General features: G+C 63.4%; 21 protein-coding genes. 3 read left to right on the top strand and 18 right to left on the bottom strand.

Going from position 1 to position 21,505, the window contains the following annotated elements; translation table 11 throughout:
- Positions 1–94: 94 nt before the first annotated feature.
- The 11 genes from IVA81_RS36410 to IVA81_RS36360 form a co-directional block, all read right to left on the bottom strand.
- Positions 95–304, bottom strand: coding sequence for a hypothetical protein (locus tag IVA81_RS36410; protein WP_247327201.1), 210 nt, complete (start codon positions 302–304; stop codon positions 95–97).
- Positions 305–430: 126 nt separating this feature from the next.
- Positions 431–1,156, bottom strand: coding sequence for an SDR family NAD(P)-dependent oxidoreductase (locus IVA81_RS36405; protein ID WP_247327200.1), 726 nt, complete (start codon positions 1,154–1,156; stop codon positions 431–433).
- Positions 1,149–2,531 (bottom strand): fatty acid--CoA ligase family protein, encoded by a 1,383-nt coding sequence (locus tag IVA81_RS36400; RefSeq protein ID WP_247327199.1) that lies wholly within the window; start codon positions 2,529–2,531, stop codon positions 1,149–1,151. The genes IVA81_RS36405 and IVA81_RS36400 overlap by 8 nt, the downstream gene beginning before the upstream one ends.
- Positions 2,518–2,763, bottom strand: a complete 246-nt coding sequence (locus IVA81_RS36395) for an acyl carrier protein (RefSeq protein WP_246919009.1) — start codon at positions 2,761–2,763, stop codon at positions 2,518–2,520. The genes IVA81_RS36400 and IVA81_RS36395 overlap by 14 nt, the downstream gene beginning before the upstream one ends.
- Before the next feature lie 141 nt (positions 2,764–2,904).
- A complete protein-coding gene (locus IVA81_RS36390; RefSeq protein ID WP_247327198.1) occupies positions 2,905–4,719 on the bottom strand; it encodes a long-chain-acyl-CoA synthetase in 1,815 nt (604 codons plus the stop codon).
- A 224-nt stretch (positions 4,720–4,943) separates the two neighbouring features.
- Complete coding sequence (locus IVA81_RS36385; protein ID WP_247327197.1) at positions 4,944–5,213, bottom strand: DUF3551 domain-containing protein; 270 nt, start codon at positions 5,211–5,213, stop codon at positions 4,944–4,946.
- A 32-nt stretch (positions 5,214–5,245) separates the two neighbouring features.
- Positions 5,246–5,524 (bottom strand): DUF3551 domain-containing protein, encoded by a 279-nt coding sequence (locus IVA81_RS36380; protein WP_247327195.1) that lies wholly within the window; start codon positions 5,522–5,524, stop codon positions 5,246–5,248.
- 126 nt (positions 5,525–5,650) lie between these two features.
- Positions 5,651–7,528 (bottom strand): molecular chaperone HtpG, encoded by a 1,878-nt coding sequence (gene htpG, locus IVA81_RS36375; protein ID WP_247327191.1) that lies wholly within the window; start codon positions 7,526–7,528, stop codon positions 5,651–5,653.
- Positions 7,529–7,653: 125 nt separating this feature from the next.
- A complete protein-coding gene (locus IVA81_RS36370) occupies positions 7,654–8,076 on the bottom strand; it encodes a hypothetical protein (protein WP_247327189.1) in 423 nt (140 codons plus the stop codon).
- A 294-nt stretch (positions 8,077–8,370) separates the two neighbouring features.
- A complete protein-coding gene (locus tag IVA81_RS36365) occupies positions 8,371–10,290 on the bottom strand; it encodes a tetratricopeptide repeat-containing protein (RefSeq protein ID WP_247327186.1) in 1,920 nt (639 codons plus the stop codon).
- Positions 10,291–10,509: 219 nt separating this feature from the next.
- Positions 10,510–11,649, bottom strand: coding sequence for a patatin-like phospholipase family protein (locus tag IVA81_RS36360; protein ID WP_247327185.1), 1,140 nt, complete (start codon positions 11,647–11,649; stop codon positions 10,510–10,512).
- A gap of 237 nt (positions 11,650–11,886) precedes the next feature.
- Here IVA81_RS36360 and IVA81_RS36355 point away from each other — a divergent pair, with 237 nt between their 5' ends.
- Positions 11,887–12,090 (top strand): hypothetical protein, encoded by a 204-nt coding sequence (locus IVA81_RS36355; RefSeq protein ID WP_247327184.1) that lies wholly within the window; start codon positions 11,887–11,889, stop codon positions 12,088–12,090.
- A gap of 63 nt (positions 12,091–12,153) precedes the next feature.
- Here IVA81_RS36355 and IVA81_RS36350 read toward each other — a convergent pair whose 3' ends face one another.
- Both IVA81_RS36350 and IVA81_RS36345 read right to left on the bottom strand, forming a co-directional pair.
- Positions 12,154–12,753, bottom strand: a complete 600-nt coding sequence (locus tag IVA81_RS36350; RefSeq protein ID WP_247327183.1) for a nuclear transport factor 2 family protein — start codon at positions 12,751–12,753, stop codon at positions 12,154–12,156.
- 144 nt (positions 12,754–12,897) lie between these two features.
- The gene (locus tag IVA81_RS36345) at positions 12,898–13,704 is read right to left on the bottom strand and encodes a response regulator (protein ID WP_247327182.1); all 807 of its coding nucleotides are present in this window, start codon (positions 13,702–13,704) and stop codon (positions 12,898–12,900) included.
- Between the two features lie 232 nt (positions 13,705–13,936).
- On the opposite strand from IVA81_RS36345, the gene IVA81_RS36340 reads away from it, so the two are divergent.
- Positions 13,937–14,170, top strand: a complete 234-nt coding sequence (locus IVA81_RS36340) for a NepR family anti-sigma factor (RefSeq protein ID WP_063197653.1) — start codon at positions 13,937–13,939, stop codon at positions 14,168–14,170.
- Positions 14,170–14,718 carry a sigma-70 family RNA polymerase sigma factor gene (locus tag IVA81_RS36335; RefSeq protein ID WP_018316216.1) on the top strand — a complete coding sequence of 183 codons (549 nt, stop codon included), beginning with the start codon at positions 14,170–14,172 and terminating at the stop codon, positions 14,716–14,718. The genes IVA81_RS36340 and IVA81_RS36335 overlap by 1 nt, the downstream gene beginning before the upstream one ends.
- 82 nt (positions 14,719–14,800) lie before the next feature.
- Here IVA81_RS36335 and IVA81_RS36330 read toward each other — a convergent pair whose 3' ends face one another.
- The 5 genes from IVA81_RS36330 to IVA81_RS36310 form a co-directional block, all read right to left on the bottom strand.
- Positions 14,801–15,499 (bottom strand): nitroreductase, encoded by a 699-nt coding sequence (locus tag IVA81_RS36330; protein WP_247327181.1) that lies wholly within the window; start codon positions 15,497–15,499, stop codon positions 14,801–14,803.
- A 135-nt stretch (positions 15,500–15,634) separates the two neighbouring features.
- On the bottom strand, positions 15,635–16,879 hold the full coding sequence (locus IVA81_RS36325; RefSeq protein WP_247327180.1) for an acyl-CoA dehydrogenase: 1,245 nt from the start codon (positions 16,877–16,879) through the stop codon (positions 15,635–15,637).
- A 125-nt stretch (positions 16,880–17,004) separates the two neighbouring features.
- The gene (locus IVA81_RS36320) at positions 17,005–18,249 is read right to left on the bottom strand and encodes an acyl-CoA dehydrogenase (RefSeq protein ID WP_247327179.1); all 1,245 of its coding nucleotides are present in this window, start codon (positions 18,247–18,249) and stop codon (positions 17,005–17,007) included.
- A 120-nt stretch (positions 18,250–18,369) separates the two neighbouring features.
- On the bottom strand, positions 18,370–19,497 hold the full coding sequence (locus IVA81_RS36315) for an acyl-CoA dehydrogenase family protein (RefSeq protein ID WP_247327178.1): 1,128 nt from the start codon (positions 19,495–19,497) through the stop codon (positions 18,370–18,372).
- 112 nt (positions 19,498–19,609) lie between these two features.
- Positions 19,610–21,481, bottom strand: a complete 1,872-nt coding sequence (locus IVA81_RS36310; protein WP_247327176.1) for an AMP-binding protein — start codon at positions 21,479–21,481, stop codon at positions 19,610–19,612.
- Positions 21,482–21,505 lie beyond the last annotated feature (24 nt).

The raw sequence follows: 21,505 nt of genomic DNA, 5'->3' as shown, positions 1-21,505 counted from the left end.
GCTCGCAGTATCGAACTCCTCGTTGATCCCAAAGCTCTACCGGAGTTAATCTGACCGCCTCAACCCAACCGGTCAAAATCACTGTGAAAAGCAACTAGTGCAGCTTCTCGTCCTGGCGCTTGCGCAGCACGGAGACAGGGACGTCGTGGCAACCGACCAGACGCACGAATTGCTGCGGATACATCTCGTGACCGTGAGCGCCGGAATTTTGATGAGACATCGGAGGGCAGCGGACGTCGTCCGGCTTGTCGCGCGACGGCTCGGTGCGGCCCTGACTCGAAGCGGGCATGTTTGAAGCGGCCATCGACTGCTCCCCTTCGATTAGGGCAGATCGATTGACGTAACCCAATCGATTGCGGGGCATCTTACGACCAAATCCGGCTGGATGTCATTGTGCCGGATCAACGCAGTTATGATCGCAGGGTTCCGCTTATGCCGTATTCCCGGCATCGACAGTGAACACGGTCCCGGTGACATTGCGGCCGCCCTCGCCGAGCAAATATTCCACCATCCGTGCGACGTCGTCCGTCTCCGGCAGGCGGCGCAGCGCGCTGCGGCCGGCGATGCGCTTGCGCCCCTCGTCGGAAAGATCGTGCGTGAGCTCGGTGTCGATGAAGCCCGGCGCGATCGCGTTCACGGTGATGCCGACCTTGCCGACCTCGCGCGCCAGCGAGCGGGTGAAGCCGGTGGCGGCGGCCTTGGTCGCGCCATAGACGGACAGGCCGTTATAGCCGGTCGTCGCAATGATCGAGGAGATGTTGATGATGCGGCCGGCGCCGTCCGCCATCATCTGCCGCGCCACATATTTGGTGAGAATGATCGGCGACAGCACGTTGAGCTGCACCAGCGCCTCGATCTCGGAATTATGCATGGTGGCGAGCAGGCCTTCGGTGCCGAGGCCGGCATTGTTGACGAGGCCGTAGACCGGGCCGAATTCGTCGCGCACCAGTTTTGCAAAGGCCGGAATGGCGTCGATCACGGCGAGGTCGCAGGCGCGGAAATGCAGGCGCCCGTCGGACCCGGCAATCGCAGCCTTGAGCTCTTCGCTCTCACGCCGCGCCGCCGCAATCACGTTGTAGCCGGCGCCAGCGAGGCGTCTGCCGATCGAAAGACCAATGCCGCGACTGCCGCCAGTGACGAGAACGTTATTATGCATCGGTTCGCGCCAATTTTCCGGCCGGGGTGACATCGAGCGCCTCGACGAAGCGGATCACCGCCGGCACCTTGTGCGAGGCAAGCTGCGCGCGGCACCGATCCAGGATCTGGTCGCGGATCTCTTTCGCACGCGCGGGATCGGCGCCGTCCGCGAGGATCACGTCGGCAACCACGATGCCGCCGGTGATCGGGCTCTTCCGCGACTTGGCCCGCGACATCCGTACGTCGGGATGGCGGTTGATCACCGCCTCGATCTCTTCGGGGTGGACCTTCAGCCCACCGATATTGATGATGCCGCCGCGGCGGCCAACGAAATAGTAGCGCTCGCCGCGCAGCTCCACGATGTCGCCGCTGTCGACAAACCCATCGTCATCGGTGAGCGCGGCGGCATTGCGGCCGATATAGGCATGCGCCGTGCGCGTCGAACGGATACGGAGCGAGCCGTCGACCACCTTCATCTCGACGCCGTTGCGATTGCCGAGATAGTCGGCCGGAAAGCCTTCCAGCCCGTCATTCACGGCGAAGCCGACGCCGGCCTCGGTCGAGGCATAGGCATGGCCGACGGAAGAATTGGGGAACGCCGCTTTCAGGCCGTCGAGCACCGCCTGGTCGGCGATCTCGCCGGAGAGACGGACGTAGCGAGGGGCGAATTGCGTGGCCGAACCGCTCATCAGGAGCTTGCGCCAATGCGAAGGCGTGCCGGAGATGTGCGAAACGCCACGCGCCTTCAGCCGCGCGACGTGATCACCGAGCGCCTCATGCGGGTCCGACAACACCATCGAGCCGCCGGAGAGGATGGCGCGAAGGAAGATCTGCAGGCCGCCGTAGCGGCGGATGTCGTAGAAGGTCGCCCAGACCGGCGCCGGGCCACGGGCAGGACCTTCGGCGACGATCGCACCGGTGAGCGCTTCCAGTGTATGGCCCGCGATTTTCGGCACGCCCGACGTGCCCGAGGTGAGCATCAGCCATTCCGTGGCGCGTTCGGACTTGGCCGGCGCGGTGGCTTCAAGCGGCAATTGTGCGGTGACGACGAGCGATACGCCCGAATTGGCCCAGCGATCGGGTTCGTCGGTGACGACGGCGTCAATCGCGGCATCCGCGATCAGCGCTTCGAGATGTGCCGGATTGAGGTCGGGCGGACACAGCAGCATGCGACGGGCGATGCCGTCGAGCTCGATCATCGCAAGGCCGGAGCGAAGCTGGTCGGACAATTTGAGCAGCACGGAGCGGCCCGACAGCTCGCGCAAGCGGCCGCCCAGAACCGTGTGCGACAGGATGTCGGTCAGCGACACGACATCGTGCGCATCGGACACCGTACGGCCGGTCAGCTCCGCGCCGAGATGGTCGCGAAGCGCGAAGATCTCACGCGGGGACATTTTCGTAGGCCCGCACGAAATCGCCCACCGTGGCGGGAAACGCTGCGTCCTCGGAAATGGTGAAGGGGTCGACGCCGGTGTCGTCTTCGAGGCGTGCGACCAGAATGGCGAAGGCGAGCGAGTCGAAGCCCGTCTCGTGCAGGGACAGATCGTCCGAAAGAGCGGGAAGCGTGACGTGCTGCTCCTTGGCGATCTGCTGGATCGCCTCAATGACCTTAGACCTTACCGACATGGCTGGCTCGCTTTGTTATCGTTGGTGTTGCGGCGGCTCTTGCTGGCCGCCTCCCCATGGCCGCTTGTTTACCCGACAGAAGTAAATGCCTTCTTGGACAATTCAGATAAAATTGGACCTATCTGCGGATTTTGGCGGGATCTACAACCTGATCGAGTCGTCCAAGATCCGCGCATAGGCCTCCGCATCCAACTCCACATAGGCCCCGGATTTCGGGTCTGCCATGAACAACGGATCGGAGATCGCGGCTGGATCGAAGCCTTCCCGCGCGAGATCGCCCTTCTTCTGCTTGAACGTCTCGGTCGCATCGATCTCGCAGGAGATGCGGATGAAGACCGGGCATGCATAGGCCGGCAGGCGCTGCGCGAGATGTGCGGGCAACGCCGCAATGTCAAAACCCTCGTTGACGACGATCGCGCTCATGCCGGCGCGGCCGTCAGTGCCGGAAATGCTGACGCCGTAGGTGGTCGCATCGACCACGCCGGTGAAGTCTCGCATTGCGTCGCTCACCTCCGAGGTCGCTACGTTCTCGCCTTTCCAGCGAAAAGTGTCCCCGATGCGATCGACGAAATGGAAGAAGCCCTTGTCGTCGATCCGCATCAGATCGCCGGTGCGGAACCAGGCGTCGCCCCTGGCAAAGACATCGCGAAGAATCTTCTTCTCGGTCTCGCCGGCATCGGTGTAGCCCTCGAAGCGGCCGCCGCCCTCATCGGCGGTGCCGATGCGGCCGATGGCTTCGCCGGCCTCGCCGCGGGCGCAGGCGAGGCAAAATCCCTCTTCGTTGCGCAGCGGCATGCCGCTGTCGGGGTCGAGCTTGACGAGATTGGCAGGGAAGCGATGCGCGAGCAGCGGCGGGATGCGACCAATCGCCCCTCGCTGGCCCTCGACGTTGAACAGCGAGAAATTGCCTTCCGTCGCCGCATAGAATTCGAGGATCCGGGGAATGGCAAAACGCGCCTGAAAGTCGTCCCAGATGTCGCCGCGCAGGCCGTTGCCGCAGACGAGGCGGAGACGATGCCGGTTCTCGTACTCCGACGGCGGTGCCTTGAGCAGATAACGGCAGAGCTCGCCGATATATTGAAACAGCGTGCAGTCGTGACGGACGATGTCGGGCCAGAAATGCGAGGCAGAGAATTTCTCCGCGATCAGCACCGAGCCGCCGGCAGCAAGCATGCTGCACGGCGCGACGATACCGCCGACCGAGTGGAACAGCGGCAGGCAGTCATAGAGCCGATCTTGCGGGGTCGCGCCGGTGAGGCCGGCGAACCAGAAACCCCAATTGAGAATGCGGCGATGGCTGATGCTGGCGGCTTTCGGCAGGCCCGTAGTGCCCGAGGTATAGATCAGCAGGGCCCGATCGTTGATCGACACCTCGCCACGCTCGTCCGGCGAAAGAGCAGCGTCGTCCAGCACGGCAAGCGCGACATCGATAGCGCGATCGCTGCGGGCATCGCCATGCGTCCAGACCTTGGCCTGGGTCTTCAGATGCGGCGTTGAACTCTCAAATATCCCCGTCAGCTCGTGCGCCACGATGATATGCCTGGGCTTGGCGACGTCGATGCAATGCGCGAGCGAGGGCCCGACCAGCTTGGTGTTGAGGAGCGCGACCACCCCGCCGACCCGGCTGATGCCGAGCCATGCCGCGACATAGTCGATGCCGTTCGGCATGATCAACGCGACGGTATCACCCTTGGCCACGCCGATCGAGCGCGCCCAGCGCGCGTAGCGATTGACGCGCTTCGACAGACCCAAATAGTCGAGACTTGTGTCATCGGTGACCAGCGCGACACGGTCGGGCTGGCGCTGTGCCCAATCGTCGATGACGTCTGCGAACAGACGTCCCGGCAACGTCTCGATGCGGGCGGTGAGCTCGATGGCCTTCAGCCAGATCTTTGAAGCCGAAGGCGTGCGCGCGGTTTTCGGTTGCTCGATGACACCGGTCGTCATGCCGCTCATTCTTTCGGAACGTGTATGCTGGTTCCCTAAGCTTAGCTCGCGCGCCCTGCCCAGGTGTTAAGAGGTGGGGTAAAACACGGTTAGCGCGCGATTAACGCTAGTCATCCCTTACCTGTTCAAGGGATCGTGCGCGAAAATCTCTGGCGCAAGGTGGTGGAATCGTCGGGGATCGGGAGGAGCGGCGGCAGCACTGCACGGAAGCAGGAGTGCCGCGCCGACCCGCGCTAGCCGGTTTGCCTGTGACGGAAGCGCGGCGGCGCTGCATTGAACGGATAATACGGATTGAGATCGCAGATCGCGGAGCGACCGTAAGCCGTGGCGCGGCACTGCGGCAACGAGGTGAAGGAGCAGTCGTACCACTCCCCGCCTCCCCCGTTCGCACCTGAATAAACGTGCATGCAGACGGGGTAACGCGGATCAAAGGTCTGCGCATGCGACGGCGCGGCCGTGAGCAGTGCGCCGGCAGTCATGATCAGGCCGAACGAGAAGCGCATGAGCAGTATCCTTTACGCTGCGCCGCGGATCGCTATTGCACCTTCTTGTGGCGCCGGCGCGGCGGCGGCTGGTCGAAGGCGTAGTAGGGGTTGAGGTCGCAGCTCGCCGAGCGACCCGACGCGGTCGCGCGGCACTGCGGCAGCGAGGTGAAAGAGCAGTCGAAATAGTCGCCGCCACCACCGCCGAAGCCACCGCCGGGCGTGTAAACGTGCATGCACACCGGGTAGCGCGGATCATAGGTTTGGGCGCTGGCATCTGCCGCGACGAACAGCGTCGCAATCGCGGTGAAGGTCAAGATCGACAGGCGCATGGACACATCCTCGAATCGACGGCGTCGGGGGTCTGATGCCGACGGCCTCCTATGGCATAACACCAGGCCGGTTGCGACTGTTCCTAGGGACAGATGACGGCAAGGTGAGCGCAGCGGGCTGCGGCGCTATGCGCCGAGCCCCTGCAACACCAGACGGTTCAGCCTCGCCGCAAACGCCGCAGGATCTTCCGGCAATTCGCCGTCCAAGATCTGCGCCTGTTCGAGCAGGAGCAGGCTTAGATCATCGACCACCTTGGAGCCGGCCTGAGCCTTGGTGATCGCGCCTACCATCGGATGGCGCAGATTGATCTCCAGGATCGGCTTGGTCTTCATGCCGCGATTTTGCTGCGCCAGGATTCGCTCCAGCTCACGGCTCGGGCCCTGGCTGTCGGCGACGAGGCAGGAGGCCGAGCTGGTGAGGCGCGTCGAAGCCTTGACGTCGCTGACGCGCTCGCCCAGCGCGGCCTTGATCACCGCGATGGTGGCGGCCTCGTCGGCTTCGGGCTCCTCCTTCTTCGCCTCGTCCTTGTCGTCGACGCGCGGAATCAGGTCGAGATTGAGATCGCCCTGGCTCAGCGACTTCAGCGGCTTACCCTCGAACTCCGACGGCATCGAGGTCCAGAAGGCGTCGACAGGATCGGACAGCAGCAGCACCTCGATGCCGCGTGCGGTCGCGGCCTCGAGCCGCGGATTGGACTTCAGCCGCTCGATGCTGTCGCCGACGAGATAGTAGATTTCGGTCTGGTTCGGCTTGAAGTCGGCGATCACCTGCTTCAATGACCGTTTCTCGCCCGACGTCGTGGTGAAGTGCGACAGCGCCAGCAGCTTTTCGCGCCGCTCGAAGTCTTCGTAGATGCCTTCCTTGAGCACCGCACCGAACGCGTCCCAGATCTTGGCAAAATTCTCCGCATCCTTCTCCGCGAGGCCTTCGAGCTCGGACACAGCCCGGGTCGCCACCGCTTTGCGGATCTGCGCGAGCTGCGGATTGTTCTGGAGCATCTCGCGGGAGATGTTGAGCGGCAGATCCTCGCTGTCGACGACGCCGCGGATGAAGCGGAGGTAGCCCGGCAACAGATCGGCGTCGTCGGTGATGAAGACGCGGCGGACGTAAAGCTTGACCCGGCCCTTGCGGTTCGGCTCGAACAGGTCGAACGGCTTGGTCGAGGGCGCGAACAGCAGCACGGCGTAGGAGTAGCGGCCTTCGGCGCGGTAGTGCAGCGTCATCGCGGGATCGTCGAAGGCGGACGCGATCTGCTGATAGGCCTTCTTGTAGTCGTCCGCGGTCAGCTCGGATTTCGAGCGCTGCCACAGCGCGCTCGCCGAATTGATCTGACGCGGCTCGCCCTCTTCCGGCACGAGCTCGATGGGAAACAGAATATTGTCGGAATAGGCACCGACGATGCGCTCGATCTCGTAGGTCTCGAGATATTTCTTGGCATCGTCTTTCAGGTGCAGAACGATCGCGGTGCCGCGCGTCAGGCGCGCCGCCTCCTCGTCACTGGCACGGGCAATCTCGAAGCCGGAGCCGCCGGAGGATGTCCAGGTCCAGACGTCGCTCTCGCCGGCGCGGCGGCTGATCACGACGATCTTCTCGGCGACCATGAAGGCGGAATAGAAGCCGACGCCGAACTGGCCGATCAAGCCGAGGCCGTCCTTGGCCTCCTTCAGCTTCGACACGAACGCCTTGGTGCCGGAGCGCGCGATGGTGCCGAGATGATCGATCAGCTCCTGCCGCTCCATGCCGATGCCGTTGTCGGCGATCGTGAGCGTCGTGGCCTGCTTGTCGGGACTGATGCGGATCTTGAGCGCATCGCCCTCGCCCAGCAGCGCCGGGCTCGCGATCGCCTCGTAGCGCAACTTGTCGCAGGCATCCGACGCGTTGGAGACGAGCTCGCGCAGGAAGATGTCGGTCTCGGAATAGACGGAGTGCACCATGAGGTGCAAAAGTTCGGAAACTTCAGCCTGGAAGGGCTGCGTATGCGCAGCCGTGTCTGACGTCGTCATGCGTTTACCCGGTCAAAACGAAGGGGAAGAAACCCGGGATATAACGCGACGGGATATCGGATCAAGTGGATGTGAAAGATAGTCCTCCCACCGGGATGACTATTTGTCCGTCGTCCCCCTGCAGATCAGGTCACGCAGCGGCCGGGCTGGAGCAGCTTTGCGACCTCGGTCAGGGAGCTGACCATCGGCTCGCAGGCGATCGTCGGCTTGCTGCGGACCTTCTTCTGGTTCTGGAGCAGCACCGGCGGCTTGGCATTGCCGGTCTCAATCACGGCGGGGACTCGCAGCAGCACCGAGGTGTCGGCGAGGTCGTTCAGCCGCATCGCCACGGTCCGGGTGGGAACGGGCGCCGGCTTGATCTCGGCCAGGCGGTCGGCCTTGCCGGTACGATTGACGTTATGGCTTGGCGCGTAGTTTGAGCTGTGGCTGGGTATATCGGCGACCGCCTGCCAGCGGTCGGCCAGATCGTGGCCGGAGGCCAATTGCACCGCGCCGAGCGTTGCGGCAACCGCGACGGCGCTCAAAAATACCTTATGAATCTGTGACATGGCTGTCGATCCCTCGCCCCATGGCGATCGCGGGAACAACGCGGGCGGAGGACCGGGGGTTCTTGGCCGTTACGATCACTTAACCGTGTGCGATAAATGCTGCAGCGTGCGCAAAATATTTCGTAGGGCGTGGAACGACTCGCGCAGACAGGAGTCGTCTCAACAGCCGGCTATTCCCCCCTGCCCCATAAGCCGGCGACGTAGGGCGCGACTGTGGTGATGCCAGTCGCGCCTTACTTTTTTTGTACCCACCGCCCCCCACCTCGACCGCAAGGACGGAAGCCTGGCTTCGACTTACGTACCGCCGGCCTTCAGCAATTGCCGCGCGTCGAGTTCGACCGTCTTGAATCCCCAGTCCGCCGCGACATTCGCGAGATGCGCCGTGCCCCCGGGGCCCTCGGGATCCTTCTCGCGATTGTAGAGCGCGATCAGCGTCAGGTAGCGCGCTTGCGTGGCCAGGGCGTTGAACATCATCCAGAGATTATTCCGCTGCCAGATATCGTAGCCCTTCTTGCCGGAAAGCCAGCGCGGCAAATCCTTGGATTCGGCAAGCACGCGAGGCGTCACGCGTTGGCAGAGTTGCTGGTATCGCATCACCCAATCGACCCCTCCGTGATTGACCGATTCGGCCTGGAACTGGGCCTCCGGCAACGCCAGCAAAAGCTGCGTGGGGACGTTGAGCGCGTTGCAGACCTCGTGGAACAGGATGTCGCCGCCGCAAGCGCCGCCTGCGATGCCGAAAGCAACGCCACCATTCTCGTTCATCTCCGCCTTGACCGCTTTTTCGATCATCGTGCGCGCCGTGGCCACGGCCTCGGGTGTGTTGGGAAAACGCGGGTCGTTCTTGTCCCGGCGGGGCGTGTCCAGCATATGGCCCGTGAAAAGGATGACCCGCACGGGCAACGCCACGGGTTTATCCGGCGCAGCCTGGTTCATCTCCCTCAGCGCGGCTTCGGCGTTTGCCGAAAGCACCCCGAGCTCGCGAAACTGCAGGAGATTGCGCCGCGCCGCATCGATTTCGAACGGGCCCGCATTTGCCAGGCCTCTTCGATAGGCGGTCCCGGCTTGTGCCGGCTTCTCGGCCGTGAGGAACGACAGGTCCGCACGGCTGATTTCCTTCCAGACATCGAATTTCTCGCCCTTCCGTACCACCTTGTCATCGTTGCCGACGGCCAGGTGTAACGCCGCAGCGAGACGACCGGCACGACGTTCGCTGGCCTTGAGAGCGATGATCGCCGCGTCCCCGTCATCGAAACTATCAGCCCAGACGTCGGGAAGCGCCTTGGCGAGACTGATCTGGATCGTCAGCATCGCAAGCGCGTTGATCCCCGCATAGAAGCTGTCCAGATCTTCGGCGAAGCCATCGAGATAATGCTGGATGGCGGAGGAAAGATGTGGCGAGCGGAGGGCCGCCTCACGTTGCGCGTTGGGTGAGGCCGCGGTCTGCCAGTCGTCAATCCATCGCGTCTTGGCGTTGCTTCCCAGCAGTGAATGTCCTTCGGCGCGGTGAAACCGCCGCTCCGCCGATTCCTTGGGCGTCTCATCGCGATCATTCGGCGGCATCGTGCGGGCGAGGACCCGATTGATCGCCTGTTCCGAACGCGTGATGCAGTCGAGCTTTGAATCGGGACCAAGGGCCCTGGCCGCCAGCTTCTGATAGATCGTGCCCAGGCGGTAATTGGCCTGAAGATCGTTGCTGTCCAGGCCCCGAAGCAGTTCGAACGTCTCCTTGGCTCCGGCGAAGGCCTTGATCCGAAATTGCGCATCGCCAACAATCCGCAATCCCGCGCTCCCCCATTCGAAACCACGGACCTCCTGAGCGAGCAGCCGCAGGTCGCCGGCGCGACCCGCCTTTTGCGCGATCTCGACCTCTTCCTGGAAATCGAACGGCACGACCATGAGCGCGGCCCGGTCGTGCGGCGTCAGACGAGGGAGCAACTTGAAGACCGGGCTGTCCTTGTTGGTGTCGGCAAGCGTCGCCCTGAGCGACTCGAGAAAGCCAGGGAGCGCGGCGGCGGGGTCCGCCGGATCGTATTGACCATATCGATCGGTCTGAAGATCGAAGGGATACTTGTCCTGCGTACCCTTGGCGCGCATCAGCAGCGTGTGCCGATCGCGCAAACCGTGCCGGATACCAAGCTCGTAGAATACGTTGGCGTTGTGGATGGAGAGGTCGGCGATCACCAGATCGGAGAGCACCAGCAGCCTGAACATATCCTCCCGAATGTTGCCCTGCCGTGTGATCTCGAGCGTGGTGCGGCCTTCAATTCCGGCCGCCTTGAGCGCAGGTGCGATAAGATCCCCTTCCACCCGATCGAAATCGATGCCGTCCTGCGTGCCGAAGGGACGAACGATGAAAGCGCGCGTGACTTCCATGACTGACATCCTCGGATCTGGATCAGAAGCTACGCCTGGGCACCGGCCGTCGCTGGGTCAGCTCACATCGAAGCAGGGCGGAAAGTGTTCCGGCTTAACCTGCTCCTTCGCGGCAAGCTGCCCGATGTCGGCAAGGTCCGCGAGATTGTTGGGATCATCCATCGCCGCGATCTTCGTGACAGCTTCCGGCGAAAGGTCGAGCTTGACCGTGGTCTTCAGCCAGCCGGGCTCCAGGAGCACGTTATAGCGCGCATAGGTGGCCAGTTGCGGGCCTCTCTGGCTGTCCAGCTTCATATCCCCCACGGCGCTGTCGATCGCCGATGGCGTCAGGCAGCTCGTCAGCCATTGCAGCATCGTCTGATTGACGCGCCCGCAATCATCCATGAGGGATTGCAGCGATCGCAGGCCCTGCTCGGCCGCGGCCATGCCCGTGATCTGTTCCGTCGTGTAAGTCTTCTTGAACGTGCCCGTTCCGATCGAGATCAGCAACAGCTTGTCTCTGCCGGTTGGCCAGCGAAAACCATGGCCATCGAGCGCGGCCAGCATCAGCAGTTGCAACGACGGGTCATTGAAAGGGCTCACACCGCCGTCGACGAACGCGCCGGCGACGATTTTTCCCTCACGCGAGGAGATGTCGATTTCCTGAGGCTTGAAATAGGTCGGTGCTGCCGTGCTCGCCCGGACCACCTTGGTCAAATGCAACTTGCCGTCCTGCGCGGCATATCGAGCGGCGGGATGGTTGTGCAGCGGCCAGGGGCTGCCGGTGTCGAGGCGCTTCGTCATGATCATCAAGCCGGTGCGGATGCGCTCGCTGTCGAGCGTTGTATCTGCCCCGAGTTGCTCATCGAGCGCATCTTGAAGTGGTTCAGATTTGAACTTTGGCGCCAACAGCCCGAGCCTCCAGAACTCGGCCTGGAAAACATCCGTCCCGATCCCGGTGTAGAGCTTCTTGAGCTGCTCCACCGTCAATCCACAAGCCAGACCGGCCGCGATGATCGACCCCGTCGATGTGCCCCCGATGAGATCGAAATAGTCGCAGAGCAGGAATTTCGGATTGTTGAATCGTCTCCTGAACTCCCGCTCCATGACTTCAAGATATTCGAGGGTGAGGATGCCGCGTATCCCACCCCCATCGAGAGCCAGTATCCGCTTTGGTCCGTTCGTGCTGTCCAAATGTTGTTGCTTGGTCTTGGGCATCCGCCCCTCCCAGGCTGCAAGGGCAACCGGCAATGCCGGCTGCAGCAATTCGATAGCTCACAATTCTCATATGCGACGGCTGCAGAATGTGCCGCGGCATCAATTCGATCCGACCTTCAAAACAGGTCGCGTCAAGACAACCATCATGCACGAAACACATCCTAAAATATGTGATCGAGATTACAGGCCGAGAAAAGCCAGACCGCCCTCACCCTCGTTCGTGGCATCGGGCTGGAAGTGCAGAAGAAAATCCTCAGAGAAAATATCGCCAGCCGCTTCACGCAGCCGCCTTGCCGTCGCAGCCTATGTGATGGACCGATGGTGGCACAAGACGTTGGCCGCCGGATCGAGATCGGCGACTACCGCGTCACGCTCGCAGGTCTGGAACGGATCGCGCAACTCCGTTTCGCGCCATCCCTGCACGAAGCGGCTGCGTTGTGAGTTTGCCGGCGAAGGGACGCCCGTGGCCGTAAACGTAACGGCGCCCTGCTATCGCTCGAGACGTCAAGAGACCTTCCCTGCCAGCCATGTCCGTCCCTCGCCATACAGCTTCTCCACTTCGGCGCCGATCAGGCCTGGCATGTCGCGCTTGACCTTGTAGCCGATCAGTTCCTGCATATAGGCGAGGTGGCGGTAGCCTTCGGGCAGCGCGGCAAGCGCCTTCTGGTCGAGACGGAGCGTCGCGGCGGGATCGACCGGGTCGATCCGGTCCTTTTCGTAGATCGGCTGGCGGCGGACGATGCCCCATCTTCCCTGCCGCTTCTCCAGGAAATCATAGAAGCGCCCGGTGCAGACGACGTCGCAGAGCACGTCGTGCACCGGGGCGCGCTGCGAGATCGTCATCTTGGTCTGTGCGATGGCCCGCTCGCCTGCGAGGTCGATGCTGCTGCCGCCGAGGAAATGCAGGATGCGAACGCCCCTGGCAAAGCCCTCCTGGCTGACGCGCATGAAATCCCGCGCCGGCCCCTGAAACCAGGTCGCGGACATCCAGCCTTCGTCATGCCAGACCGTGGCAAAGCGCTCCCAGTCGCCGGCGTCGCGCCACACCGCCCAGTTCTCGACGAGGTCGCGAATGGCGAGGCGGTCGAGGAGTTGCTGGTCCATGTGCACGTCTCCGATTGGGGGCGATGCACGAGGTTTGAGCGGCGAATTCGATATCCGTCAAGCCGGCTGACGGCCATAAAAGATCCGGCGTGCCCTGCAGCACGCCGGATCGGATCGCATTCGCAAAACGTCAGGCCCGCAAGCTTACGCCGCCGGCGCCTTCGGCGTCCGGTTGCGCGAGTTGCGCTGGAAGAACAGCGCCTGGCTCGCCACCGCCGACACCATCGCGGGCTGGAACGGTTTTGAGATCAGGAACGCCGGCTCGGGGCGCTCGCCGGTGAGGAAGCGCTCCGGATAGGCGGTGATGAACACCACCGGCACCTCGAAGGTACGCAGCAACTCGTTGACGGCGTCCAGGCCCGACGAGCCGTCCGCGAGCTGGATATCGGCGAGGATCAGGCCCGGCCGCTTGTTCTTGGCCAACGCCACCGCATCTGCGTGGGTGCGCGCGACGCCGACGACGTTGTGACCGAGATTCTTCACCAGGCTCTCGAGGTCCATGGCGATGAAGGTCTCGTCCTCGATGATCAGCACGTCGGTCGCGATCTCGGCCGCCATCTCGCGGCCTGCGGCGTCCGCAAGGCGCCGCGTCTCGCCGACGTCGGTGCTGAGGATGTAGCCGACTTCCTCTTCCGAAAATCCCTCCAGCGAGAGCAGCAGGAAGGCCTGCCGCGGCAGCGGTGTGATGTTCGACAGACGCCGCTCTGGCGGCATCGGCAGCGTCGTCACCTCCGAATCGTCGTTGACGGAGACCGAATTCCAGATCTGGGTGAACAGCCGGAACAGGCCGGCGCGCGGCCCATGGCTCTCGTCGAGCACCGCCGGATCTCCCAGCATGGCTTCCAACATGGCTGCGACGTAGGCGTCACCGGAGGCCTGGCTGCCTGTCAGGGCGCGTGCGTACCGGCGCAACAACGGCAAGTGTTCAGCAACAAGCTGTGAACGGGACATCCCCACTCCATTCGTATTCGGGCCGGCCTTGAGGTCCAATCCTGAGGTCAGGCGTCACGCCGGGGGGCCCGGGTTCCCCTGCTGGGCTGATTACGCCTCAACCTGAGAAAAGTTCCGTTCGGGCGGGAACTTTTTCTCGAACCTGGAATTGTGCCTAACCAGGGAACGGCTCCCGGTTGAGAAAACCTCTCGAACTTACAGTAACTTAACTCGGGGAAACGTGGAACAGGTCATGAAAGATCTCAAGTCTCAAGCCAGCAGAAGCACGACCCCCGGCAAGGGAGGCCTCACTCCGGAAATCCAATCCCGGATCGGGCATCAGTTGCGCGCCATGTATGATGATGTCGTACGACAAGGGGTTCCAGATCGGTTCGCAGAACTGATCAAGAAGCTTGATGCGCCGGGAGCGACACCCCAATTGGGCGATGAGGGCGGATCCAACGACAACAACAATGGGAGGGATTAATGCCTCTCACGGACTCCCTGCGTAATGACATCCTGGCGGCCGTGCCCAGTCTGCGCGCGTTCGCCATTTCACTCAGCGGCAATGCGGACCGCGCCGACGATTTGGTCCAGGAGACGCTGCTCCGCGCGCTCGCCAACATCGACTCGTTCCAGCCCGGCTCCAACCTGCCGGCGTGGCTGTTTACGATCCTGCGCAACCTGTTCCGCTCCGACTATCGCAAGCGGCGGCGCGAGGTCGAGGATGCCGAAGGCAACTACGCCAAGACGCTGAAAACACAGCCGTCGCAGAACGCGCATCTAGAGTTCGAGGAGTTTCGCACGGCGCTCGACAAGCTTCCGCAGGACCAGCGTGAAGCGTTGATCCTGGTCGGCGCCTCGGGCTTCTCCTACGAGGATGCGGCCTCGATCTGCGGCTGCGCGGTCGGTACGATCAAGAGCCGCGTCAACCGCGCCCGCTCGAAGCTCGCCGCGCTGCTCTATGTCGACGGTGCCGAGGATTTTGGGCCTGACGAGACCGTGCGGGCCGTGATCGGCGGCAGCGGCGGCTGACGGCCAATCGACCGAGACAAACGAAGGCGGCCGTTTCCACGGCCGTCTTCGCGCGCGTGTGACGCGGGGCTGCGCCGAGCGATCACTCGTCTGCGAAGGTCACGGTATCAGCCACGCTCGCACGCGAGGTGCGGTAGCTGTTGACCTTGTGGGCGTCGTCGGCATAGCCGAACGAGATGCCGCAGACGACGCGGCGATCGTCGGGCAGGTTGAAGTGGCGGCGGATCAGGCCGGAATGCCGCGCGAGCGCGGCCTGCGGAATCGTGCCGAGCCCGAGCGCCTGCGCGGCCAGCATGAAGTTGGAGACATAGGCGCCGCAGTCGATCGCGCCGTAAATGCCGAGCGGCTCATTGGTGTGGATGATCGCGACATGCGGCGCGCCGAAGAAATTGTAGTTCTCTAGCGCCTGCGTGGCGTAGGCGCTTCTGTCACCGCGGGCGATGCCGAGCGTGTTGTAGAGCTGAAAACCGCTTTCGCGGCGGCGCTCCAGATAGACGCCGACATATTCGCGCGGCGGCGTGAAGTCGTAATCGTCGCCGAGACCGCCCGAGGCCTCCTTGTAGATCGCCTGGCGAAAGCGCTCCTTGGCAGCGCCGCTGGCGATGACGACTTGCCAGGGCTGGCTGTTGCACCATGAGGCCGTGCGCTGCGCGGTGGTCAGCACATGCTGGATGGTGGTGCGGTCGACCTCTTTGGGCAGGAAGGCGCGCACCGAATAGCGCTCGTTGAGGAGCTCTTCGAGCACGCCGATGCGGTCGTTCTGGTTGACTTTAGCGTCCATGGATCAGCTCGCGCTCTTCGTAGGGTGGGCAAAGGCGCGTAGCGCCGTGCCCACCGACAGACTTACCCCGGAGCATCTGCATATGGTGGGCACGCTTCGCTTTGCCCACCCTACGAGATACAGCGAGAGGTGAGATCACCGCCCCTTTGTCGGGATCTTGTTGTACGGCACGTCCTTGTCGACGCGGATGTCGCCGGGCAGACCCAGCACGCGCTCGGCGATGATGTTGCGCAGGATTTCGTCGGTGCCGCCGGCGATGCGCATCGAGGGCGAGGATAACAGCATCTGCTGGAATTGGCCCTGCACGGTCTCCTCGTCGCTGCCTGTGAGAACACCGGCCGCACCCTGGAGATCCATGGCATAGGTCGCGATGTCCTGGAGCATCATGCCCGACACCAGCTTGCCGATCGAGTTCTCCGGACCCGGCCGCTCGCCCTTCGAAAGAGCCGAGATGGTGCGGTAGCTGGTGTATTTCAGCCCGCTCGACTTCGCCGCCCAGCTCGCGAGTTTTGAGCGCACGGCGGGGTCGTCGATGGCGAGCCCGTCCTCCAGCATCAGATTGGAGCAGAACTCGAACATCTCAGGCACGCCGGTCGCAAGGCGCGAGCCGATCGACATGCGCTCGTTCATCAGCGTGGTCAGCGAGACGCTCCAGCCCTCGCCGACGGCGCCGAGCCGCTGGCTGTCGGGAATCACCACGTCGGTGAAATAGACTTCGTTGAACTCCTGCATGCCGTTGGCCTGCCTGATCGGACGGACCTCGACGCCCGGGCTCTTCATGTCCAGGAAGAACATGGTGAGGCCCTTGTGCTTGGGCACGTTCGGGTCGGTGCGCGCGATCAGCAGGCCATAGTCGGAATAATGCGCGCCCGAGGTCCAGATCTTCTGGCCGTTGACGACCCAATTGTCGCCCTTCTTCTCCGCGCGGGTGCGCAATCCCGCAACATCGGAGCCGGCCGACGGTTCGGAGAACAGCTGGCACCAGATCTCCTCGCCCGCGGCGAGCTTCGGCAAATACCGGCGCTTGGCATCCTCGCTGCCGAAGGCCATCACCGTTGGGCCGCACATGCCCTCGCCGATCTGGAACGGCTGCGTCAGCTTGCCGTAGACGCCCTCCTCCTGCTGCCAGATCACGCGCTCGATCGGCGTGGCGCCGCGTCCGCCATATTCCCGAGGCCAGTGCAGGCAGGCCCAGCCGCCTTCGGCCTTCTTCTTCTGCCAGGCCTTGCCGACATCGACGATGTCGTGCTGGGCGAGCCGGATGCGGCCGAGCGAGGATTTTGACAGCTCGGCCTCGAGCTCCTTTGGCGCATTGGCCTCAACCCATTTCCGCGCGGTCTCGCGGAATGCGGCTTCCTGCGGAGTGTCGTCGAAATTCATGGCGGACCTCACAATCCTTGCACGGTGCGTAGGGTGGGCAAAGCGAAGCGTGCCCACCACCTTACTTCGTTCTCGACTGAATCGGTGGGCACGGCGCGTTCCGCGCCTTTGCCCACCCTACAATTCTAACCTCTTCCCTTCGTCGGGATCTTGTTGAACGGCACGTCCTTGTCGACCCTGATATCGCCGGGCAGGCCCAGCACCCGCTCGGCGATGATGTTGCGCATGATCTCGTCGGTGCCGCCCTCGACGCGCGTGCCTGGCGCGCGCAGCAGCATCGCCTGGAAACGGCCGGCCAGCTCGGCATCCTCGCCGCTGACCACGCCGCTCGCGCCCTGCAGGTCGAGCGCATAGGTGGCGACGTCCTGGATCATCGAGCCTGCGACCAGCTTGCCAATGGAGTTCTCCGGCCCCGGCCGCTCACCCTTCGACAGCGCCGAGATCGCACGCATGCTGGTGTATTTCAGCCCGCTCGTCTTCACCGCCCAATTGGCGAGCTTCGAGCGCACCGCGCGATCCTCGATCGCCGGACCGTCGTCGAGCATCAGGCTGGAGCAATACTCGAACAATTCAGGGAAGCCGGTCGAGACGCCGGCGCCGATCGCGCTGCGCTCGTTCATTAGCGTAGTCAGCGAGACATTCCAGCCGTCACCGACCTCACCGAGCCGCTGATGGTCGGGAATGCGGACATTGGTGAAATAGACCTCGTTGAAATCCGAGGCCCCGCTGGCCTGCTTGATCGGCCGCACCTCGACGCCGGGGCTCTTCATGTCCAGGAAGAACATGGTGAGGCCTTTGTGCTTGGGCACAGTTGGGTCGGTGCGGGTGAGCAAAATGCCGTAGTCGGAATAATGCGCGCCCGACGTCCAGATCTTCTGGCCGTTGATGACCCAGTCGTCGCCATCCTTCTCGGCGCGCGTGCGAAGCCCTGCGACGTCCGAGCCACCGGCGGGCTCGGAGAACAGCTGGCACCAGACCTTCTCACCGGAAGCGAGCGGCGGCAGATAGGTGCGCTTATGCTCCTCGCGCGCGAAGGCCATCATGGTCGGCCCGCACATGCCGTGGCCGATGATGAACATGCGGGACAGCTGGCCGAACGGCCCCTCTTCCTGCTGCCAGATTACGCGCTCGATCGGCGACGATCCGCGGCCGCCATATTCCTTCGGCCAGTGCAGGCAGGCCCAGCCGGCGTCGGCCTTCTTCTTCTGCCAGGCCTTTGCGACTTCCAGAATATTGGCGTTCTTGAGCACGGTGCGGCCGAGCGAGGATTTGCGCAGCTCCTCTTCATACTGCTTCGGCGCGTTGGCACCGATCCAGGCGCGTGCGGTGGCGCGGAATTCGGCTTCCTGCGGGGTGTCGTCGAAGTTCATGGTCTCATCATCCTTCGGCGGCGGCGTAGGATGGGTAGAGCGAAGCGAAACCCATCTTCTAGACCACTCGCGTCATGATGGGTTTCGCTACGCTCTACCCATCCTACAAATCACCAATGCTTACGCTGCGTTCTTCTTGCGCATGCGGTCGATCAACTGGTCCTCCCAATAGGACAGGCTGCCGAGGACGAGCGCCATGGCATTGGCGCGGCGGTAGTACATGTGGCAGTCGAACTCCCAGGTGAAGCCCATGCCGCCGTGAACCTGGATGTTGTTCTTGGCGCAATGCTGGAACGCCTGCGTCGCGCTGATGCGCGCGGCGGCCGCCGCCTCCGGCAATTCGGCCGCGTTGGTCGAGAGCGCCCAGGCGCCGTAATAGCTGTTGGAGCGCGCCAGCGTCGCCGAGACATACATATCAGCGAGCATGTGCTTGACCGCCTGGAACGAGCCGATCTGGCGGCCGAAGGCGATGCGGTCGAGCGCGTAGTCCCGGCCCATTTCCAGCGCACGGTCGGAACCGCCGACTTGCTCGAACGCGCACAGCACCGCGGCGCGGTCGAGCACCTGGGTGAGGATGCTCCAGCCTTCGCCTGTCGCGCCGAGCGGCTCGGCCTTGCAATCCCTGAAAGTGATCTCGGCCTGCCCGCGGGTCGGATCGAGATTGCTGAGACTTTTCACCTCGACGCCACCCGCCCTAAGATCGACCAGGAACAGCGAAATGTCGCTATCGCGACCGCTCGAACCGTTGCGCGCCGCGACCACCGCGAAATCGGCGATGGCGCCGTCAGCGACCGGCTTCTTGACACCGTTGAGCACGCCGTTCGCAGCCATCAGCTTGACGTTCTTCGGCGATGGATTGCCCTTGCCCTCGAACAGCGCCAGCGTGCCGATCGCCTCGCCCGAGGCGATCGCCGGCAGCCATTTCTTCTTCTGGGCGTCGCTGCCCGCGATCAGCAGCGCTTCGGCGGCAAGATAAACGGTCGAGGAGAACGGCACCGGCGCATTGGCGCGGCCCATTTCCTCTGCAATCACACAGAGCTCGAGATGACCGGCACCCGCGCCCCCGAACTCTTCAGGGATCGCGACGCCGAGAAAACCCATCTCGGCGAGGCCTTTCCAGAGCTCCTTGTCATACGGTGCCTTGCCGTCGAGCACGACACGCACCGCCTTGGGCGAGCATTTTTCGGTGAGGAATTTGCGCGCCTGGTCGCGGAGCTGTTTCTGATCGTCGGAGAAATCAAAATTCATGGCGGGCTATCCTGTTATTGCTGTTCTGTAGGATGGGTGGAGCGAAGCGAAACCCATCATTTGTCTGACGAAAGGCGACGGGTTTCGCTACGCTCTACCCGTCCCGCGGTGTTCATCGCAGCACGATCACGTCCTCATCCGGCTGATCCGCATAGAGCCGCTCCACCAGCGCGGCGCGGCGCTCGAGGCCGGCACGCTGGTTGATGTAGCCCTTGTCGGTGAGCTCGTTGCCGTCGATCGAAGGCGGCTCGACCATCAGCATCGCGCGCGCGATGATGCGGCTGCTGGCGCCCTCGCATTCCCGGTTGTGCGCTTCCAGGCCGCGGCGGAAGCAGGCGAGCACCTCGGGATGCTTCACCGCGTCCGCGAAGCTCAGATCGGGATTGCCGACGAGCTGCCGACAGGCGTGCAGGTTCGGCCAGGCCAGCAGGCCGATGAACGGGCGGTCCTGCCCCGCGACCAGCGCGTCGTGCACCACGGGCGTCGCAGCGGCGATGGTATCGGTGCGGAGCGAGCCGACATGCACGAACGTGCCGGTGGTGAGCTTGAAGTCCTCGACGACGCGTCCCGCGAAGATGATGCCCTTCACCGGATCGCCATCGTCGACGAAGATGCCAGCATCGCCGATACAGTAAAAGCCTTCCTCGTCGAACATCTTCTTCGTGAGATCAGGCTGGCCGAAATAGCCGGGCGTGACGTTGACGCCGCGCAGGCGCAATTCGTATTTCGAGCCGCACGGCACCATCTTCAACTCGACGCCGGGGAACGGCAGGCCGATCAGGCCGACGCGCTCGGTGTCCCAATAAGTGCCGGTTGAGGTCGGCGCGGTCTCGGTCGAGCCCCAGCCGGTGTAGAACACGATGCGCTCACCGGTCGACTTCACCGCGAGGGCCTGCATGCGGTCGTAGAGATCGTCGGGCAACCGCGCGCCGCCATAGGCCATGATCGAGAGGTTCTTGAAGAACGAGCGGCAGAGCGCATCGTCCTTCTCCATGGCGGCTGCGAGCGCGGCATAGCCGGCCGGCACATTGGCGTAGTAGGTCGGCGAGATCTCGCGCAGATTTCGCAACGTCTCCTCGAACTGGCCCGGCATCGGGCGGCCGTCATCGATGTAGAGCGTGCCGCCATCGACCAGGATCGGATGAAACGCGGCATTGCCGCCCATGGTATGATTCCAGGGCATCCAGTCCAGCATGGTCGCAACAGGACCATCGGGCGAACGCGGCCGCACCTGCATCATCATCGCCGCATTGGCGCACATCATCTCCTGCGTGTTGATGACGGCTTTTGGCATGCCGGTCGAGCCGGACGTGAACAGCAGCTTGCCGACGGTCTGCGGCGTGATCTGTGCGATGGAGGCGCCGACATCGGCGGTAACAGGCGTTGCGGCGAGTTCGGCGAAGCTGACGCTCTCGATGCCGTCGCAGGGTCGCGCGACGTGAACGACGGTGACGCCGGTGAGATCGAGCGCCTTCAGGGCCTTCTCGAAGGTCGGGCCGTCCTGCACCATCACCACGGCCGGCTTGATCAGGTCAAACAGGTACTTCAGCTTGACGTGATCGTGGCTCATCAGGGAATAGGCCGGCGACACCGGCGCTGCGGGCGAGCGTGCCTGCATCGCGGCCTGCGTCATCAGCGCATGCTCGATCGAGTTGCCGGAGAGGATCGCAACGGGGCGACCACCGAGTCCGAGATTGAGCAGGCCTTGCGTCAGCGCATCAACGGTGCGCTTGGCTTCGCCATAGGACACCTTGCGCCATTCGCGGCTTGCGCCGCCGCGCTGGGCAAGCCAGAAGCGTTCTGGTGCTTCCTTCGCCCACTTCGCCAGCGAAGCTGGAATGTGCTTCTCGTAGGCCTGCAGCGGAATGCGCGACTTCAGCACCACCGTGCCGTCGGCGCGCCGCTCGACGTCGATGTCGCGTGCGAGCCACTCGATCTTGCGAAAGGCGGGCTTCGTCATCACAGCCGCCGCGCTTCCACTCATTTTGCGTCTCCCGGAATTATCGTC

The organism is Bradyrhizobium sp. 141, from assembly GCF_023074055.1.
Lineage (GTDB): Bacteria > Pseudomonadota > Alphaproteobacteria > Rhizobiales > Xanthobacteraceae > Bradyrhizobium.
This window is presented reverse-complemented; position numbering and strand designations above follow the sequence as displayed.

Excerpts from the sequence above, each read along its gene's own strand:
- IVA81_RS36385 (WP_247327197.1), bottom strand. The coding sequence starts at position 5,213 with ATGCGCTTCTCGTTCGGCCTGATCATGACTGCCGGCGCACTGCTCACG.
- IVA81_RS36315 (WP_247327178.1), bottom strand. The coding sequence starts at position 19,497 with ATGAATTTTGATTTCTCCGACGATCAGAAACAGCTCCGCGACCAGGCG.
- IVA81_RS36400 (WP_247327199.1), bottom strand. The coding sequence starts at position 2,531 with ATGTCCCCGCGTGAGATCTTCGCGCTTCGCGACCATCTCGGCGCGGAG.
- IVA81_RS36405 (WP_247327200.1), bottom strand. The coding sequence starts at position 1,156 with ATGCATAATAACGTTCTCGTCACTGGCGGCAGTCGCGGCATTGGTCTT.
- IVA81_RS36345 (WP_247327182.1), bottom strand. The coding sequence starts at position 13,704 with ATGTCCCGTTCACAGCTTGTTGCTGAACACTTGCCGTTGTTGCGCCGG.
- IVA81_RS36395 (WP_246919009.1), bottom strand. The coding sequence starts at position 2,763 with ATGTCGGTAAGGTCTAAGGTCATTGAGGCGATCCAGCAGATCGCCAAG.
- IVA81_RS36320 (WP_247327179.1), bottom strand. The coding sequence starts at position 18,249 with ATGAACTTCGACGACACCCCGCAGGAAGCCGAATTCCGCGCCACCGCA.
- htpG (WP_247327191.1), bottom strand. The coding sequence starts at position 7,528 with ATGACGACGTCAGACACGGCTGCGCATACGCAGCCCTTCCAGGCTGAA.
- IVA81_RS36360 (WP_247327185.1), bottom strand. The coding sequence starts at position 11,649 with ATGCCCAAGACCAAGCAACAACATTTGGACAGCACGAACGGACCAAAG.
- IVA81_RS36310 (WP_247327176.1), bottom strand. The coding sequence starts at position 21,481 with ATGAGTGGAAGCGCGGCGGCTGTGATGACGAAGCCCGCCTTTCGCAAG.
- IVA81_RS36325 (WP_247327180.1), bottom strand. The coding sequence starts at position 16,879 with ATGAATTTCGACGACACTCCGCAGGAAGCCGCATTCCGCGAGACCGCG.
- IVA81_RS36330 (WP_247327181.1), bottom strand. The coding sequence starts at position 15,499 with ATGGACGCTAAAGTCAACCAGAACGACCGCATCGGCGTGCTCGAAGAG.
- IVA81_RS36335 (WP_018316216.1), top strand. The coding sequence starts at position 14,170 with ATGCCTCTCACGGACTCCCTGCGTAATGACATCCTGGCGGCCGTGCCC.
- IVA81_RS36370 (WP_247327189.1), bottom strand. The coding sequence starts at position 8,076 with ATGTCACAGATTCATAAGGTATTTTTGAGCGCCGTCGCGGTTGCCGCA.
- IVA81_RS36390 (WP_247327198.1), bottom strand. The coding sequence starts at position 4,719 with ATGAGCGGCATGACGACCGGTGTCATCGAGCAACCGAAAACCGCGCGC.
- IVA81_RS36365 (WP_247327186.1), bottom strand. The coding sequence starts at position 10,290 with ATGTTCAGGCTGCTGGTGCTCTCCGATCTGGTGATCGCCGACCTCTCC.
- IVA81_RS36350 (WP_247327183.1), bottom strand. The coding sequence starts at position 12,753 with ATGGACCAGCAACTCCTCGACCGCCTCGCCATTCGCGACCTCGTCGAG.
- IVA81_RS36410 (WP_247327201.1), bottom strand. The coding sequence starts at position 304 with ATGGCCGCTTCAAACATGCCCGCTTCGAGTCAGGGCCGCACCGAGCCG.
- IVA81_RS36340 (WP_063197653.1), top strand. The coding sequence starts at position 13,937 with ATGAAAGATCTCAAGTCTCAAGCCAGCAGAAGCACGACCCCCGGCAAG.
- IVA81_RS36380 (WP_247327195.1), bottom strand. The coding sequence starts at position 5,524 with ATGCGCCTGTCGATCTTGACCTTCACCGCGATTGCGACGCTGTTCGTC.